Origin of the sequence: Chryseobacterium contaminans, from assembly GCF_001684955.1 — a bacterium.
In the GTDB taxonomy this organism is placed as follows: Bacteria; Bacteroidota; Bacteroidia; order Flavobacteriales; family Weeksellaceae; genus Chryseobacterium; species Chryseobacterium contaminans.
In genome coordinates this window covers 1-16,424 of the sequence record NZ_MAYF01000350.1, presented here as the reverse complement: position 1 = coordinate 16,424, position 16,424 = coordinate 1, and the positions used below count along the sequence as shown (strand labels likewise).

Here is a 16,424-nt window from a genome sequence, read left to right as displayed (position 1 = left end):
AGATACTGTACAATCCGAACCGGAAATAAGGAATGAAATTCAATGGGAGCGTCTGTAATGAGAAAAAGAATCTCATCTAACCAGAATGTGGACCAGAGAAAAAGGAAGATTCCAAACCAGAAGTTGGCTTTCCTGTTAACTTTTAAGGGATTGGCGATGTTGAGCAGAGAAAGCAAAACCAATGAACCATAGATAAGTATCACGATGAAACTGTTGAATTCTAATGTGTTCATTGGTTTTGATATTTTAGATTAAAAATAGACTTTTTATCCGATTCGTTTCCTGACAAAAATCTGATATCCCAGATAAATCAGCGGTAATGACATGATTCCAAGATATAAAATATTAGTCATTGCCAGTTGTGGATGCAGTGCAATAGAATATACCAGCCCAAAAAAGGCTCCTCCAAGGTGAGCAGCGTGCCCCAGATTATCCCATTGCTTAGGATTCAGCATCATGTATACAGAATATCCGAAATACAAGGTTCCGAATAGCCATCCCGGTAAGAAATTCACGCTGATTTCATTAGGTGCCATCGCTATGGAAGCAAAAATAATTCCCGAAACAGCCCCTGAAGCTCCAATGGCTGAATACCAAGGTTGTTTCTGATAAATCTGTAAACTGAATAAATTCCCAAGGATCATAGATCCAAAATAGATAATCAGAAATCCTATTTCTCCAAAGAAATGAACGACCACGCCCTGGAAGAAATATAAGGAAAGCATATTAAAAAACAGGTGCATAAAGTCTGCATGTAAAAATGCAGAACTTATAAGTCTTATATATTCTTTACGGTTGGCAATAGCGCCAACATTGAATTTATATTTTTCAAATAAAACCGTATTATTAAAACCCATGTAACTGAATACACAGGTGACGGCAATAATAATCAAAACCAATATATCCATCTGATGTTTTTTATTTTATTCTTAAATATAAGGGCTATTCAGCTTCATTAGTCCCGTCTTCCTGGAACAGGTCACCAATAGTTCCACCATCTTCATCCATACTGCTTGTTGGTTCCGGATCTTCATATACTTCCGGCTCCTCTTCTACAGGCTCAGGAATGGTAATATTGATGGCTTTTACTTTAAATTTCGTAAACTGGTTCCCTATCGCCTTAATTCCTTTTACCGCAATAAATTCATCGATATTAATGGTTTCCGGCTCTCTTTCTTTCCCTTTATCTTTTGCGAAAATGATTTCTGCAGTTGCATCATTCGCTACAATTACATTCTCTATAAATGATTTCGGATGTTCGGATGGCATGAAGGTCTGTATATTTACAGTATTTTCCAGCAGGAATCTCTTAATGAAATAAATATCCTTTTCCCCATCATAATAAATACAAGTAATAGGCTGCTCAGGCTTCCATTTTTCCAATACCAGGTATTCATCATCAAAACGGTTTCCTAAATCAAAAGAAACCAGTTTTACTTCTCCGTTGGTATTGATTGTTAAAATTTTATCATCTCCTTTGAAGCTGCCCAGCAAAGTCCCTCTGGCATCTGCATTCAGTCTTCTTACCGTATCGTCAAACCAGATTCTTCTTGGAGCCAGTGTAGAAACGCCTTCTTCTTTAAGGTCTACTTTCTTCACAGCATATTTGGTCACCAGATTTCCTTTGGAATCACGCCCTTTAATAGCCAGATCAGAGAAATTAATTTCCATTTTATTTTTTCTGATCCTTGGATTTGGCTTCAGAAGAACGGTAACGGTTTCCGCTTCTCCATTCGGATTGGCTGAGAAGTATAGGGTTTCTGATCCTTTTTTATCTGAAGCGAGCGGATAGTCTGTATTCCTTGTAACTCCGGTTACAGAGAAACGCTTCATATAGTAAGGTCCTTCCCTGCCTTCACGGTAGATCATATTGTATACAGTTCTCTTATCATTTTTCTTCCATACGGCAACGTGAAGAATGTCTTTTCCGATGAATGTTTTGGCTTCCACTTTTACCACCTTCATACTTCCATCTTTTCTGAACGTAATGATATCATCAATATCAGAACAGTCAAACAGATACTGATCTTTCTTCAATGATGTTCCAATGAAGCCTTCTTCAAAGTTGGCATAGAACTTCTCATTGGCAACAGCTACTTTAGTGGCATCAATGGTATCAAAGATTCTAAGCTCTGTTTTTCTCTGCTTATCTTTTCCGTATTTCTTCTGGATATTCAGATAATAATCGATAGCATATGCAATCAGGTTGGCAAGATGGTGTTTTACCTGCTCTATTTTCCCTTCAAGAGAGGCTATATTTTCTTTAAATTTATCTAAATCGAATCTTGAGATTCTCTTAATTCTGATTTCTGTTAATTTAAGAATATCTTCTTCTGTTACAGCTCTTAAAAGGTGCTTGGTATGAGGCTTTAATCCTTTATCAATGGTTTTCAAAACATCTTCCCAGGTCTTCACCTCTTCAATATCGTGATAGATTCTGTTTTCGATGAAGATTCTTTCCAGTGAAGAGAAATGCCAGCTTTCCTGAAGCTCATGAAGTTCTATTTCGAGCTCTTTTTTCAATAATGACACCGTATGATCCGTATTCATTTTCAGAATCTCGGAAACAGTCATGAACATCGGTTTATCCCCTACAATCACACAGGCATTCGGCGAAATTGTTACCTGACAGTCTGTAAAAGCATACAGGGCATCAATTGTTTTATCCGGAGATACATCATTATGAATATGAATGAGGATCTCAACTTTATCGGATGTATTATCTTCAATTTTCTTGATCTTGATCTTTCCTTTTTCATTGGCTTTAAGGATGGAATCAATAAGATCACTCGTCGTTTTGGAATAAGGGAGTTCAGAGATCACCAGCGTATGTTTATCCGTCTGGGTGATTTTAGCCCGGGCTCTTACCTTTCCGCCTCTGTGACCGTCATTGTATTCTGATACATCAAGATAACCAGCCGTTAAAAAGTCAGGATATATCTCAAATTTCTTTCCTTTTAGATAGGCTACAGAAGCATTGATAAGCTCATTGAAGTTATGCGGAAGGATCTTTGTGGAAAGCCCAACCCCAATTCCTTCCACTCCCTGTGCCAGAAGCAATGGGAATTTTACCGGAAGATCGATAGGTTCGTTATTTCTACCATCATAAGACTTTGTCCATTCTGTAGTTTTAGGATTAAAGACTACTTCCAGGGCAAAAGGGGTCAACCTGGCTTCAATATACCTCGCTGCTGCTGCAGAATCTCCCGTATAGATATTTCCCCAGTTTCCCTGAGTATCTATCAGCAGCTCTTTTTGCCCGATCTGAACCATGGCGTCTGTAATGGAAGCATCACCGTGAGGGTGATATTTCATGGTATTTCCCACGATATTGGCTACCTTATTGTAACGGCCATCTTCCAGCTCCCGCATAGAGTGCATAATTCTTCGCTGAACGGGTTTTAACCCATCAAATACCGAAGGAATGGCCCTATCCAAAATTACATAGGAAGCATAATCCAGAAACCAATCCTTGTAAAGACCGGAAACCTTCTTCAAGCTTTCACCCTCATGCGAATATTCTTCTGTCGTCATCTGTTATATTAATCTTTTTTCTCCTTATTAGCTTTTACAACCTTATTCAGAGAGAGTTTTAAATCGTTTACTTCTTTTCTGGTTAAGTAGGAAATCTGATACTTCAACATGGTAGAACCATTATTCTTACTTGAGACCGTGATATATAATCTTTTGATAAAGACAATACTGATCACGTCATATTTTATCAGTTTATATTTCGGAAACTCATCATGAAGGGGCTTGCTTAAAAAAGGAATGATATTCCTGTTCTTAAAATGCAGGGCCTCCCCATCACTGTCATATTCAAAAATCTGCCTTCCGTTAAGGTGGAAGATTACTAATAATAATATGGGAACAATAATCATCAGATAGCTTTCTACTCCTAATACATTAAATCTATATTCATTGGCTAAAAAACCTACTATCCCAAACACTGTGAGCATTATCAGCAGTGTATTTATAAAGTTATAAAATGATGTTTTACTACGGTTACTTAATCTCATTGTAATTCTTATATGGTGTTCTGCTGCTTATTCGCTGCTTACTTCATCAAGAATGTGTTTTTTATCAATATCAGAATCGTCTTCCACTACCAAGTTCTCAAGAATGAAAGTCTGTCTGTCTGGTGTATTTTTACCCATATAGAATTCCAGCAGCTGGTCTATCGTTTGATCTTTTCCAACTACAACAGGTTCTAAACGGATGTCTTTTCCTATAAAATGCTTGAACTCGTCCGGAGAGATCTCTCCCAACCCTTTAAATCGTGTAATCTCAGGATTTTTCCCAAGCTCATTCAGAGCCTTTACTCTTTCTGCCTCTGAATAGCAATACCGGGTCTCTTTTTTATTCCTAACCCTGAATAATGGGGTTTGAAGAATGTAAAGGTGACCGTTTTTAATCAGATCCGGAAAGAATTGCAGGAAGAATGTAATCATCAACAGACGGATGTGCATTCCATCCACATCGGCATCGGTTGCAATAATCACCTGATTATATCTCAGGTCTTCCAAGCTTTCTTCGATATTTAAAGCGGCCTGAAGAAGGTTAAACTCTTCATTTTCGTATACCACTTTCTTCGTCAGTCCGTAGCAGTTCAGAGGTTTTCCCTTTAACGAGAATACCGCCTGTGTTTCTACGTCTCTTGACTTGGTGATGGATCCGGATGCAGAATCTCCCTCGGTGATAAAGATCTGTGTATCTCCTTTTCTTTCAGCTTTCTGATCGTTATAATGCTGTCTGCAGTCGCGCAGCTTTTTATTATGAAGAGATACTTTTTTAGCTCTTTCTCTTGCCAGCTTCTGGATTCCGGAAAGCTCTTTTCTCTCTCTTTCAGAGATCAGAATCTTTCTTTGGATCGCTTCGGCAATCTCAGGGTTTTTATGTAAGAAATTATCAAGTTTGCTTTTGAGGAAATCAATCACAAAAGTTCTTACAGTTGGTCCGTTAGGTCCCATATCATTGGATCCCAGCTTTGTTTTGGTCTGAGATTCAAAAACCGGCTCTTCCACGTTGATGGAAATAGCAGCAATAATTGATTTCCTGATATCTGAGGCATCAAAACTCTTATTGAAGAACTCACGGATTGTTTTCACATATGCCTCACGGAAGGCATTAAGGTGAGTACCACCCTGTGTAGTATTCTGTCCGTTAACGAATGAAAAGTAAGTTTCCGTCTGTGATTTATCAGAATGGGTAATGGCAACTTCAATATCATCGTCTTTCAGATGAACAATCGGATACAAAATATCGCTTTCCAGTTCTTCTTCCAAAAGATCTTTCAGACCATTTTCAGAAAAATAGGTTTCCCCGTTAAACAGTATTTTCAATCCAGGATTCAGATACGCATAATTGCGGAGCATTCTTTCAATATACTCTTTCCTGTATTTAAAATGCAGGAAGATCTCTCCATCCGGTATGAATGAAATTTCGGTTCCGTTTCTGTCCGAGGTCTCTTTTTCATCAAAATTTTCTTTGATCATACCACGGGAGAATTCCGCAACTTTCATTTTTCCATCACGGAAAGAACGTACTCTGAAGTAATCTGAAAGTGCATTTACAGCTTTTGTACCCACCCCGTTCAGCCCGACAGATTTTTTGAATGCCTTACTATCGTATTTACCTCCGGTATTCATTTTGGAAACGGCGTCTACCACCTTTCCCAGCGGGATTCCACGACCAAAGTCACGGATGGTAACCTTACCGTCATCCAGCTTTATTTCAATTCTTTTTCCGGCTCTCATCCTGAACTCATCAATAGAGTTATCCAGGATTTCTTTAAGCAAAATGTAAATACCGTCATCAGCAGAGGACCCATCACCCAATTTCCCGATGTACATGCCGGGACGTAGACGGATATGTTCCTGCCAATCGAGGGTTCTGATATTCTCTTCGGAGTAGGTTGGATTTATTTCTTGTGACATATATGATTTCAGCAAACATACAAAAGTACGAAATTGTCCAAAATTATCCGAATTTTAGTCTTCATTTTTTTATCAACATTCTTCCTGAAATCAGGATTTATGAAACAAAAAAGTAGACTTAATTGAATAAAAAATAAAGGACAAATGTCTGTATTCCGACACTTAGCTTCTGAAATTATTCTTAAGTATTTTCTAAGTTGTTTATGATATTTTTCAGCATAGACGGGACAATGAGTTTATGGAATGGACGTACGGGCAAAAAATACAATACTCCCAGCCAGTTATGAAACTTCACCGTGGTAGAAATCGTTAAAGAATTTTCATCCTGTCCACCCTGATTTTTATCGAACAAAAGAGAAATCCTGAAATCCAGATGTTTATCATTTTCTCCCATAACAATCTCATTGTTGGTTTTATTAAAAACCTTAAAAAGACCATAGCGCTCTCCTACTTCACGACTGTTTTGATTTATAGGAACAATACGTTTTCACACAATTATCCACAACATCTGTGTTATTCTCTGAAATTGGCGGGCCACGGATGCACAAATAGTTTTATTAATTCATAGAAATAGGATACAATAAATGATCAGTATTTTAAATAATTCATTAAATTCGGTATCAACAAAATCTGTTTTTATGATACAACTTCCTTTATCAAAACTTTCCAATGTTGGAACTACTATTTTCAGCCAAATGACGCAACTTGCCAATGAAAATGAAGCGATTAATCTTTCACAGGGATTTCCTGATTTCATGCCGGATTCCGAGTTATTAAATAATGTGGATCACTTTGTGAAAAAAGGGTTTAATCAATATGCACCTCTTGGCGGAATGATTGGTTTAAAGGAAGAAATTGCAAGAAAAATTGAAAACAGCCATCAAAGTGTTTATCATCCGGATTCTGAAATTACAGTTACTGCAGGCGGAACCCAGGCTATTTTTACAGCGATTGCAGCCTTTATCAAAAAAGATGATGAAGTGATTATCTTTGAACCGGCCTACGATTGCTACGAACCTACGGTTGAACTTTTTGGCGGCATTGTAAAAAGGTTTGAAATGAAAGCTCCTGATTATAAAATCAACTGGACTGTTGTAAAAAGCCTGATCAGTGATAAAACCAAGATGATTATTCTTAATAATCCAAACAATCCATCAGGAAAAATTTTAAAAGAAGAGGATATCAATGAGCTGATTCAGTTGGTAAAAGGAACTTCTATTCTTATTTTAAGTGATGAAGTGTATGAGAATATTGTTTTTGATGGAAAGCAGCATTTAAGCATCTGTAAATACCCTGAGCTTAAGGAAAGAAGTCTTCTTGTGGCTTCATTTGGAAAACTGTTCCATGTTACAGGCTGGAAGGTTGGGTATTGTGCTGCACCAAAAGCTTTAACAGATGAGTTCAGAAAGGTGCATCAGTTCAATGTTTTTTGTGTTAATACACCTATTCAGCTTGCTTTAGCTGAGTATATGAAAAATGAGGCACATTATCTTCATCTTAATGAATTCTTTCAGGAGAAAAGAGACTTCCTGAGAAAGGGGCTTTCCGGAACTTCCTTTGAACTTCTGGACTGTGAGGGAACCTATTTCCAGGCTGTAAAATATTCTAAGATTTCGGATAAAAATGATTTTGATTTTGCCAGCGAACTGACGATTAATCATAAAGTGGCCAGCGTTCCGTTTTCATCATTTTATAAAAACAAACTGAATGAAAATGTGATCAGACTATGTTTTGCCAAGAAACAGGAAACATTGGAAAGAGCCCTTGAAAACCTTTCAAAAATATAATCATTTCAAAGCACTCCCGGAAACATTTTCAAATTATCATTAGAGAATACATTCTTTTTCAGCAACAAACAATACCACAACATATTAACTTTTTTCTTCAACAGGTGATTTACTATTAAAACTTTTCATATATTCGTAATAACTAACTCATTAAAAATCAGAATCATGAATAGCAATTCATCATCAAAAGGAAAAAAACTGAATAAAAAAGAGCTTCGAACCATTAACGGAGGGCTTTTAATGTGCCTTGATGCTTCATTAAGATGCAGACAATATCATCCGAAGTGTGCAGAAGATCAGTGCAAGCCAGACCAACCCCTTCAACCCTGGAATTAATTTACAACTATAAATCTCAATATCTATATGAAAAATCAAACTTCCCTAAAAGCAAAAAAACTGAGTAAGAAAGAATTAAAAACAATTGCAGGAGGTATGCTGGACTGTATGCCCGCTCAGGAAATCTGTCTGCCACATATGGAACCATGTCATTCTAACGTGGATGAGAATGGCTGTGCTATGATTTCTCCTTACTGTGGACAAAAAATATGCAGACCTTAATTACCAATCATTTATAAAATCTAACCTATGAAAAACAACATTGAACATAACGGGAGAAAATTGAACAAAAAACAATTGAGTACCATTAAAGGCGGCTTAAGAATCTGCAGACCTGAAGGCTACGCAGAATGCATACAATACGGAAGATTTTGTGGAGAACCGGAATGCAAAACTCCTTAATTCAACAAGTCTTACCTTATATTATATTTAAATATTTAAAAGTCTATCTCAAACAAGATAGACTTTTTTATGATTAAAGATTTTAAATCCAGAGAGTAGATTTTACAAAATAAAGTGAATGAAAAGGTGATCAGATTATGACGTAAGATGTAAAATCTACAGAAACCGCTGTTATTATGGGCCGGAATGCTTACAGCCATCAGATCCCATAGATCCAATTAACTGATATTAAATATCATGCAAAATAAAAGAGCCGCTCATATGAACAGCTCCTGTTTTATCCATTAAAATCCTGAGACTTACTCTTTATTATAAAAACATTCCTCCTGAAGCTTCAATTCTTTGTCCATTGATCCATCCGGCATCTTCAGTACATAGGAAGGCTACAACTCCACCAATATCATCTGGCAGCCCTACTCTTCCCAAAGCTGTAGCACCAGCCACCATTTCGTTGACCTCCTTATTATCTCGAACTCTCCCACCTCCGAAGTCTGTTTCAATAGCTCCTGGTGCAATTACATTAGCCCTGATCTTTCTTGAACCCAATTCTTTGGCCATATATTTAGTCAGCATCTCTACGCCTGCTTTTATTGAACCATACACTGAATAACCGGGTGTCGCAAACCGAGCCAATCCAGAAGAAATATTGATAATTCCTCCGCCATTATTAATGTAAGGTAATAGTTTCTGAGTTAAGAAAAATACTCCTTTGAAATGAATATCTACCATATCATCCATCTGCTCTTCCGTAACCTCTGTAATGGGTGAATATAAAGCTGTCCCCGCATTATTGATAAGATAATCTATGTTAGGATTTCCGGCAGCTTCTTCTAAATGACTGGTAACATTTTTTACAAATGCATCAAAACTCTTACGATCTTTTGTGTCCAACTGAAACGCTATTGCATTTCTGCCCATTGCTTTTATTTCATTAACCACATCTTCTGCTTCTTCCCGGTTGCTTCTATACGTTATGATAACATCCAGCCCTTTTTGAGCAATTTTTAGTGCTGAATTTTTTCCCAGACCTCTGTTTCCTCCGGTTACCAATGCTATTTTTGTCTTTGTTTCCATATTTTGGGTTGTTTTAGTGATACAAAGTTGGAGCATTTAAGCCAGAAAGAGTTTACCCAAATCAATCCGAAATTTGCAAAATTCAAATCATGAACGAAATTCTAAAGGTGTAAATGATGTTTTCTTTTTAAAAAAATTTGAAAAGTGGGCTATTTCTTCAAAACCGAGAGTATAAGAAATTTCAGATACATTCCATTGAGTTTGCCTTAAAAGGATCTTTGCTTCCTGAATAATTCGGTCGCCAATAAATTCTGTAGTGGTTTTTCCGGTACTTTCTTTGAGTCTTTTATTGAGATAGTTCACATGTACGGATAATCTTTCTGCATAATCTTTTGCTGTCCTCAATTGTAACTTTTGCTCGCGAGATTCAATAGGAAACTGCCTTTCCAGCAATTCTATAAATAAAGAAACCACCCTCATGGAAGCATCTTTTGATATGGAGATTTTGGTGGCAGGCTGCAGTTTTTGGCCATAATGAATCAGTTCCCATACGTAGTTTCTGATCAGATCATATTTAAACAGGTAATCTGAATCTATTTCTTTTTTTATTTTTTTAAAAAGCACTTCTATTTCGTCAGCTAATTCAACATCAATTTCAAATACAGGAACGGCTCCTGGCTGGAAAACAGGGAGATTTTCCAAGGTATGATAAGGAGTTTCCTTTATAAAAAAATCTTCGGTAAATACGCAAAAACTTCCAGACTGTTGAGAATCTTCCGGAGTCCAGTGGTAAGGAACTTTAGGAGTAGCAAAGAGTAATGCATTTTTCTCTATAGAAATAGTCTTATCAGCATATTCGGCTCTGTTTTTCCCTCTGATTAAACTGATTTTATAGTATTTTCGTCTGTTATAAGGCATTTCAGAAGTCGTTTTCACTCTTTCAATAGTCTGTGCTATATCAAACACATTAAAATGCCCGAGGTCTTTATGGAGTCCTTTAGGAAAAATATCTTCCAGGCTTTTACCGAGCTTGGCTGTCATTTCCCTGTAAAAATCTTCCAATGAGGAATGCGCTATTTTCTCCATAATCAATCAGTTGTAAAATTCAAATATACAAAGTTGGTTTTTAATAAGAACAAAAATATTTATTTCATTTTTTCTATATAAAGTGATATACAAATGAATATTTTTACTACTTTAGTATTTAACTAACTCACTAAAAATCAAAATAATGAAAAACCAAATTTCACCATTCAGTAAGAAGCTCAACAAAAAAGAGCTGAAATCTATTACTGGAGGATTATTAAACTGTATGGAGCCTGTGCTTTGCCCGACTCCTTATGAGCCGTGTGAATCTCCATATCCCAATGGCTGTACCATTATTTCTCCTTCCTGCGGGCAAAAAGAATGCAGACCGCCCATTATTATAGAATAATCACAAACCAAGGCTATGAATAAAGGAAAAAAACTAGACAAAAAGGCTTTAAAAATGATTAGTGGAGGATTGCTATCCTGTGTAGACCATGAAACCGGCCGATGTTTTATCACAGGAACAAAGTGCTTTGAAAGAGAATGCTGGTATGTGCCTGAACCACCATTTGAATAACCAAACAAAATCATAAAAAAAATTAGAAATCATGAAAAAACAAAATTTAAACAAGGGAAAAAAATTAGATAAAAAAGAGTTAAGAAGTATTACCGGAGGATTAAGACAGTGTATAGATCCTATGACCGGCCAATGCAGAAGTTTTGGTTTAGGTTGCGCTGAACCCCAGTGCAAACCTGTAATAGAGCCATAAACACATATGTATACAAGCAGGAAAATGAGTAATGAAAGAATTTACCCATACTTGCTTTTGATTAATAATAAGTTCATCTTAAAATAAAAACATTATGGAAAATCAAAATCTGAAAAAAGGAAAAAAGCTAAACAAAAAAGAATTACGATCCATCACCGGTGGGCTACTGCAGTGTATTGATCCGGCAACAGGTTTCTGTACAACTGTTGGCCCAAAATGCTTTGAAAGAAGATGTCAAATCATCATCCACCCACCACTGGATTAAACATGAACTTCATGTTATTTTTTATAATTTGAGCACTTTCATTGGTTTGAAAGTGCTTTTTTATTAAACCTAATCATTTTAAATTACAATTGACCCTATATTGGTCAGAATCCATTTACCATCTTTAAATGCTGCGGAATATTCAGTTGAGTAACTACTTCCCCATGTTTCAATATAATAATAATCAGGAGCTTTATGATCCCGTTTCAACTTAGATACACCATGATTTACCACATCAGTCACTCTTGTATAATAGCTTTGTTTCTCTTTATCTTCAGGTAAAAACAACACTCTGATAGAAGGATCGATCTGATGGAAATAATCACAATCACTGCTGAAAACCTCGAATGAATAATGTAGGTTCTTAAAATTTTCAATTCCGGAATATTGAGGTAACAGCATTTCGTATAATTGAACAAACTTATTCTTCTCAGACTTGAACATAGGATTCAGATCATTAAAATCATCAACTCCATCACCATCTGTATCTTTATTATTTTCATTCAATCCAAAACTTTTCTCGAAAATATCATTATAACCATCGTTATCCGAATCCCTGCATACATCTTTTAAATTAATTTTAAATAACTTACCATCCTCTATCGCAGAATAATCATGATAGACCGGCAGGCCTCCAACCTCAATAAATTTTACAAGACTGCCTTCCAACTGGAGAAACCCATCTTTAACTATTGGCTGCTCCTGAATTTTATTGATATAATAATGACTAAAGCTTAGTCCTAAAAAATAAGCAGAAGGCTTATTATCCTGAATTTTCAATAGCCAATAACCTAACCGATTACTACCTAAAGCATATGTTGTACTCCCAACTTCCTGGCGGCTGGAAAATTCAAACTCATCATGAAATTTTTCTTTGAATATTTTAAATTCTTCTTTATGAGCTTTCCCCATTTCCTCACTTCTAAAAAACTGACGGGATTCCGTACTATCTTTTTTAAAATCCCTGTATTTAGCAAGGCTTACAATTTCAAGATACTCCGGTTTATGTTTAAGAATCTGCGCTACAGAATAAGGCCTTTCTTCTTTATATTCATTATTGATTTTATCTTTAGGATTGATAAAACAATTATCTTCAACAGACTTTGAACAGGAAAAAAGAGAAATAAAAAGTGTAATATAAAATTCTCATAGTTTAAGTTTTGCTACCAAATGCAAAAAACGCTCCCAAACAATTATGGAAGCGCTTTTTTATAAAACTAACTTTAATATTTTTTCTTATACGTTGAATCTGAAGTGCATGATGTCTCCATCCTGAACTACATACTCTTTACCTTCTACAGAAAGTTTTCCAGCTTCTTTTACTTTTACTTCTGAACCGTATGTTACATAATCATTATATTTGATTACTTCTGCACGGATGAACCCTTTTTCAAAGTCTGTGTGAATTACTCCAGCTGCCTGAGGAGCTGTCCATCCTTGTCCGATAGTCCAAGCTCTTACTTCTTTAACACCAGCTGTGAAATAGGTCTGAAGTTTTAAAAGATCATAAGCTTTTCTGATCAAACGGTTTACTCCCGGTTCTGTAAGTCCTAGCTCATCAAGGAAAATCTCTCTTTCTTCAAAAGTTTCCAATTCGTTGATATCAGCTTCGATCTGAGCGGCCAATACAACAACTTCAGCACCTTCATTTTTAGCCATTTCCTCGATCTTTCCAATCCACTCGTTTCCGTTTTTAATAGAATTTTCATCTACATTACAAACATAAAGAACTGGTTTGTTGGTTAAAAGCTGAACTTCACCAATGATTGATTTTGTAAAATCATCTGTTGCAAACTCTCTTGCATTTTTCCCGTCTTCAAGGAATTTCTGTAAATTCTGAAGGGTTTCGTAAGTAAGGATATCTTCTTTCTTACCGGATTTGATGAATTTTTTAGCTTTCTCCACTGCTTTTCCTACTGTTTCAAGGTCTTTCAGCTGAAGTTCAATATCAATAATTTCTTTATCTCTTAACGGATCTACCGAACCTTCTACGTGAACGATATTACCGTTATCAAAACATCTTAAAACGTGAATAATAGCCTCACACTCACGGATATTTGCCAGGAACTGGTTCCCCAATCCTTCTCCTTTGCTGGCACCTTTTACAAGACCTGCAATATCAACGATCTCAACTACAGCTGGTAAAACTCTTTCAGGTTTTACGATTTTCTCCAATTCAAATAATCTCTGATCCGGCACTGAAACTGTTCCCAGGTTCGGTTCAATAGTACAGAAAGGATAGTTCGCTGATTGAGCTTTTGCGTTGCTCAGACAGTTAAAAAGTGTTGATTTACCTACATTCGGCAGGCCTACAATTCCACATTTCATATTGTAAAATTCAAAGTTTAAGGTTTAGGGTTGGAAAGTTCAAAGTATAAGGTTTAAAGTTTTATCCCTGAACTTTCAGCGTGCAAAGATAGTGAATTTTGAGGGAGTTTCATAATAAAAAAATCTGTCAGCATTCTGACAGATTTTCAGGCAGTTTTTACTTTTGCCGACGATTCCTATGGATTGTCTCCTGTGGCTTCCTGAGCCAATGGTACATCATTCGGTGCTTCCTGTAACTTTTTATCTAAAGTAAATAAAGACTCGTCTGTAGCCCTGTCACCACCTGCTATTTTTAATTTATCAATCAGGTTCAGTGCTAATGTTTCCTCTTCAATCTGTTCCTGTACAAACCACTGCATAAAATTCCATGTAGCCCAGTCTTTTTCTGCCAAAGAAAGATCTACGATTTTGTAAATAGCGGTTGTATTGTCTACTTCATGTTTGAAAACGCCTTCAAAACAAGCTGTGAGCGATTCAGGATCGGCCGGAGGAGCCGGAATGGCTTCTACTTTGGGTTTTCCACCTCTGTTTAAAATGTACTCCATGAATTTAATCGAATGGTTTCTTTCTTCCTGGGCATGTCTGTAAAGAAAATTGGCAATTCCCTGATAGCCTTTGTCATCGGCCCAAATTCCATACGATAAAAAAACGTGTGATGCATGAATTTCCTTGTTCATCTGATCACTAAGTGCTTTTTCCACAGTTGCGGAAAGTCTGTTAGTATTCATAATGTTATATTTTGGTGATTATGAGGCTAATCATGCAAAAATGATTCCGTGAAGGTTTTTATTTTCCTTAATAACTAATAAATCCAAATTATATAATACTGATTTTCTTTATTTTACATTAATAATTTATAGTTATTCTAAAATAAAATGATATGGGAAATTTTAACACTTAAGTTATTTTAAGAGATAAGGTTTATGTGTATATAGTTCACTTAAGTTTTGAAAAGCCGTTGGTTTTCATTAGTTATTAGATTAATAACAGAATACGTTTAGATTCTTACAAAATGACAAAATACATGAATAAATTAAATGTCATTCATTCCCTGATCAATTTCAAGTTAGGAATAAAGAAAGTGTTCTTTGCACTGTTTTAATTTTTAAAAATCCAATGTTCACAAAGGTTTTAATGAATAAAGTATTCTATATGTTCACAGAGGTGTTAGCATTCACCAGAGAATATCTATTGAATGAAGGTTGAAATAATATCACAAAAAAGGGTTCAACTTTACGTTAAACCCTTTTATATTTTTAAAACTTTAATGGCATTAATATTACCTTCTTTAAGTTTTCTTTATCTGATCTTTTTGGCCATATAATCACTTTCGTTTCCTAATCTGTCGATGGCTTTGATGGCTACTCCATTCAGTTTTTTTCCATTTTTGAATTTAGCCACATCTTTAGAAAGAGTATCCAATGGTAATATTTCTGTCTGCCATACTCCGTCATATTGAGTGAACAATACCCATTGGAAAACTTCTGAAGTATTTTTTGTGCTCCATCTCGTCTGTGCAAAGCTGCCGTTATCATTAATAAATAATGTTGGGGTTTGCAATGGAATTGTTTTAATCCATGGAGATTTAGGAACTAATGCTTTCTCGCTGTACGGTCCGTTTTTCAGAGCCGGAAGCATTCCCGGATTTTTAGTAAGTCCCGCAATACTCCAGTGAATTTCACCTGCATCATTCTTCAGGATCTTTCTGGAAATATCAATCTGATTTTTGATTTCTGTTGGACGGTCATAGGTTTTAATCTCAACAGTATTCAAGCCTGGCCATAAGTGGCGTTTCATTGTATTTTCTGACTGCCACCAGTTTAATAGTGCTTCAAACCCTTGTCCTTTTGAATCAATCGGCCAGTATAACTGTGGAGAGAAATAGTCTACCCAACCTTTGTTTAACCATAATTTAGCATCCGCATACAGTTCATCAAACTGGGAAGAGCCTACAATTCCTGTTGGATATCCTGGTTTCCAGATTCCGAACGGGCTGATTCCAAATCTTACATTATTTTTTTCTGCGTGAATCTCTTTATAGATACGTTCTACAAATTTATTAACGTTGTCTCTTCTCCAGTCTGCTCTTGACAATGTGCCGCCACTATTCAGATAAGCACTCCATGAAGCATAATCCGGAAAATCGGCTCCTTTGTTGTAAGTTGCATATGGATAGAAATAATCATCAAAGTGAATTGCATCTATATCATATCTTTTCACAATATCCTTTACTACATTGGATACGTGATCCTGTGTTTTCGGATTAGCAGGGTCAAACCAGTACATTCCATTTTTTAGTCTTACTACGATGTCCGACATTCTGTTAGCCATTGACATATTATTCACTGTCCCACCGTTGGTATGATGAGCACGGTAAGGATTTAACCAGACGTGAAGTTCCAATCCTCTTTTGTGAGCTTCTTCAATCCAGAATAATAACGGATCGTAGTTAGGATAAGGTGCTGTACCTGTTTCTCCGGTCAAAAAGTAAGACCAAGGTTCAATATTACTTGTATATAAAGCATCTGCAGAAGGTCTGATCTGGAAAATAGCAGCA

General features: G+C 36.1%; 18 protein-coding genes and 1 pseudogene. 7 read left to right on the top strand and 12 right to left on the bottom strand.

All coding sequences use genetic code 11. From position 1 onward, the window contains the following. The 6 genes and pseudogenes from BBH99_RS21965 to BBH99_RS20235 all read right to left on the bottom strand — a co-directional run. A pseudogene (locus BBH99_RS21965) lies at positions 1 to 233 on the bottom strand (helix-turn-helix domain-containing protein); the annotation flags it as partial. 33 nt (positions 234 to 266) lie between these two features. Beyond that, entirely contained in the window at positions 267 to 908 is a 642-nt protein-coding gene (locus BBH99_RS20255; RefSeq protein ID WP_066700045.1) for a rhomboid family intramembrane serine protease, read from the bottom strand. A 34-nt stretch (positions 909 to 942) separates the two neighbouring features. Further along, positions 943 to 3,534, bottom strand: coding sequence for a DNA gyrase/topoisomerase IV subunit A (locus BBH99_RS20250; RefSeq protein WP_066700042.1), 2,592 nt, complete (start codon positions 3,532 to 3,534; stop codon positions 943 to 945). Between the two features lie 8 nt (positions 3,535 to 3,542). Continuing rightward, complete coding sequence (locus tag BBH99_RS20245) at positions 3,543 to 3,959, bottom strand: hypothetical protein (protein WP_083188892.1); 417 nt, start codon at positions 3,957 to 3,959, stop codon at positions 3,543 to 3,545. 87 nt (positions 3,960 to 4,046) lie between these two features. Beyond that, on the bottom strand, positions 4,047 to 5,936 hold the full coding sequence (locus BBH99_RS20240; RefSeq protein ID WP_066700039.1) for a DNA topoisomerase IV subunit B: 1,890 nt from the start codon (positions 5,934 to 5,936) through the stop codon (positions 4,047 to 4,049). A gap of 181 nt (positions 5,937 to 6,117) precedes the next feature. Beyond that, the gene (locus BBH99_RS20235; protein ID WP_228390859.1) at positions 6,118 to 6,408 is read right to left on the bottom strand and encodes a DUF2867 domain-containing protein; all 291 of its coding nucleotides are present in this window, start codon (positions 6,406 to 6,408) and stop codon (positions 6,118 to 6,120) included. A gap of 166 nt (positions 6,409 to 6,574) precedes the next feature. On the opposite strand from BBH99_RS20235, the gene BBH99_RS20230 reads away from it, so the two are divergent. The 4 genes from BBH99_RS20230 to BBH99_RS22585 all read left to right on the top strand — a co-directional run bounded on the left by BBH99_RS20230 (position 6,575) and on the right by BBH99_RS22585 (position 8,461). After that, positions 6,575 to 7,723 (top strand): methionine aminotransferase, encoded by a 1,149-nt coding sequence (locus BBH99_RS20230; protein ID WP_066700047.1) that lies wholly within the window; start codon positions 6,575 to 6,577, stop codon positions 7,721 to 7,723. A 165-nt stretch (positions 7,724 to 7,888) separates the two neighbouring features. Beyond that, the gene (locus tag BBH99_RS22165) at positions 7,889 to 8,059 is read left to right on the top strand and encodes a bacteriocin (RefSeq protein ID WP_123873232.1); all 171 of its coding nucleotides are present in this window, start codon (positions 7,889 to 7,891) and stop codon (positions 8,057 to 8,059) included. A 27-nt stretch (positions 8,060 to 8,086) separates the two neighbouring features. Next, the gene (locus tag BBH99_RS20225) at positions 8,087 to 8,281 is read left to right on the top strand and encodes a bacteriocin (protein WP_066700034.1); all 195 of its coding nucleotides are present in this window, start codon (positions 8,087 to 8,089) and stop codon (positions 8,279 to 8,281) included. Between the two features lie 27 nt (positions 8,282 to 8,308). Then, positions 8,309 to 8,461 carry a hypothetical protein gene (locus BBH99_RS22585; RefSeq protein WP_165601971.1) on the top strand — a complete coding sequence of 51 codons (153 nt, stop codon included), beginning with the start codon at positions 8,309 to 8,311 and terminating at the stop codon, positions 8,459 to 8,461. Between the two features lie 309 nt (positions 8,462 to 8,770). On the opposite strand, the gene BBH99_RS20220 is transcribed toward BBH99_RS22585, so the two are convergent. Further along, complete coding sequence (locus BBH99_RS20220; protein WP_066700032.1) at positions 8,771 to 9,535, bottom strand: SDR family NAD(P)-dependent oxidoreductase; 765 nt, start codon at positions 9,533 to 9,535, stop codon at positions 8,771 to 8,773. A gap of 87 nt (positions 9,536 to 9,622) precedes the next feature. Beyond that, on the bottom strand, positions 9,623 to 10,561 hold the full coding sequence (locus tag BBH99_RS20215; protein ID WP_066700030.1) for a helix-turn-helix domain-containing protein: 939 nt from the start codon (positions 10,559 to 10,561) through the stop codon (positions 9,623 to 9,625). 145 nt (positions 10,562 to 10,706) lie between these two features. On the opposite strand from BBH99_RS20215, the gene BBH99_RS20210 reads away from it, so the two are divergent. From BBH99_RS20210 to BBH99_RS22155, 3 genes are all read left to right on the top strand, one after another. Continuing rightward, complete coding sequence (locus BBH99_RS20210; RefSeq protein WP_066700028.1) at positions 10,707 to 10,910, top strand: bacteriocin; 204 nt, start codon at positions 10,707 to 10,709, stop codon at positions 10,908 to 10,910. Between the two features lie 202 nt (positions 10,911 to 11,112). Continuing rightward, entirely contained in the window at positions 11,113 to 11,274 is a 162-nt protein-coding gene (locus BBH99_RS22160; protein WP_123873231.1) for a ComC/BlpC family leader-containing pheromone/bacteriocin, read from the top strand. Positions 11,275 to 11,368: 94 nt separating this feature from the next. Beyond that, the gene (locus BBH99_RS22155; protein ID WP_123873230.1) at positions 11,369 to 11,539 is read left to right on the top strand and encodes a bacteriocin; all 171 of its coding nucleotides are present in this window, start codon (positions 11,369 to 11,371) and stop codon (positions 11,537 to 11,539) included. A 78-nt stretch (positions 11,540 to 11,617) separates the two neighbouring features. Here BBH99_RS22155 and BBH99_RS20205 read toward each other — a convergent pair whose 3' ends face one another. From BBH99_RS20205 to BBH99_RS20190, 4 genes are all read right to left on the bottom strand, one after another. Next, on the bottom strand, positions 11,618 to 12,451 hold the full coding sequence (locus BBH99_RS20205; RefSeq protein WP_228390858.1) for a hypothetical protein: 834 nt from the start codon (positions 12,449 to 12,451) through the stop codon (positions 11,618 to 11,620). A gap of 324 nt (positions 12,452 to 12,775) precedes the next feature. Next, positions 12,776 to 13,867 (bottom strand): redox-regulated ATPase YchF, encoded by a 1,092-nt coding sequence (gene ychF, locus BBH99_RS20200; RefSeq protein WP_066700022.1) that lies wholly within the window; start codon positions 13,865 to 13,867, stop codon positions 12,776 to 12,778. 176 nt (positions 13,868 to 14,043) lie between these two features. Next, positions 14,044 to 14,595 (bottom strand): ferritin, encoded by a 552-nt coding sequence (locus BBH99_RS20195; RefSeq protein WP_066700020.1) that lies wholly within the window; start codon positions 14,593 to 14,595, stop codon positions 14,044 to 14,046. Between the two features lie 571 nt (positions 14,596 to 15,166). After that, on the bottom strand, positions 15,167 to 16,424 hold a 1,258-nt coding region (locus BBH99_RS20190), incomplete at its 5' end, for a glycoside hydrolase family 10 protein (protein ID WP_066700018.1).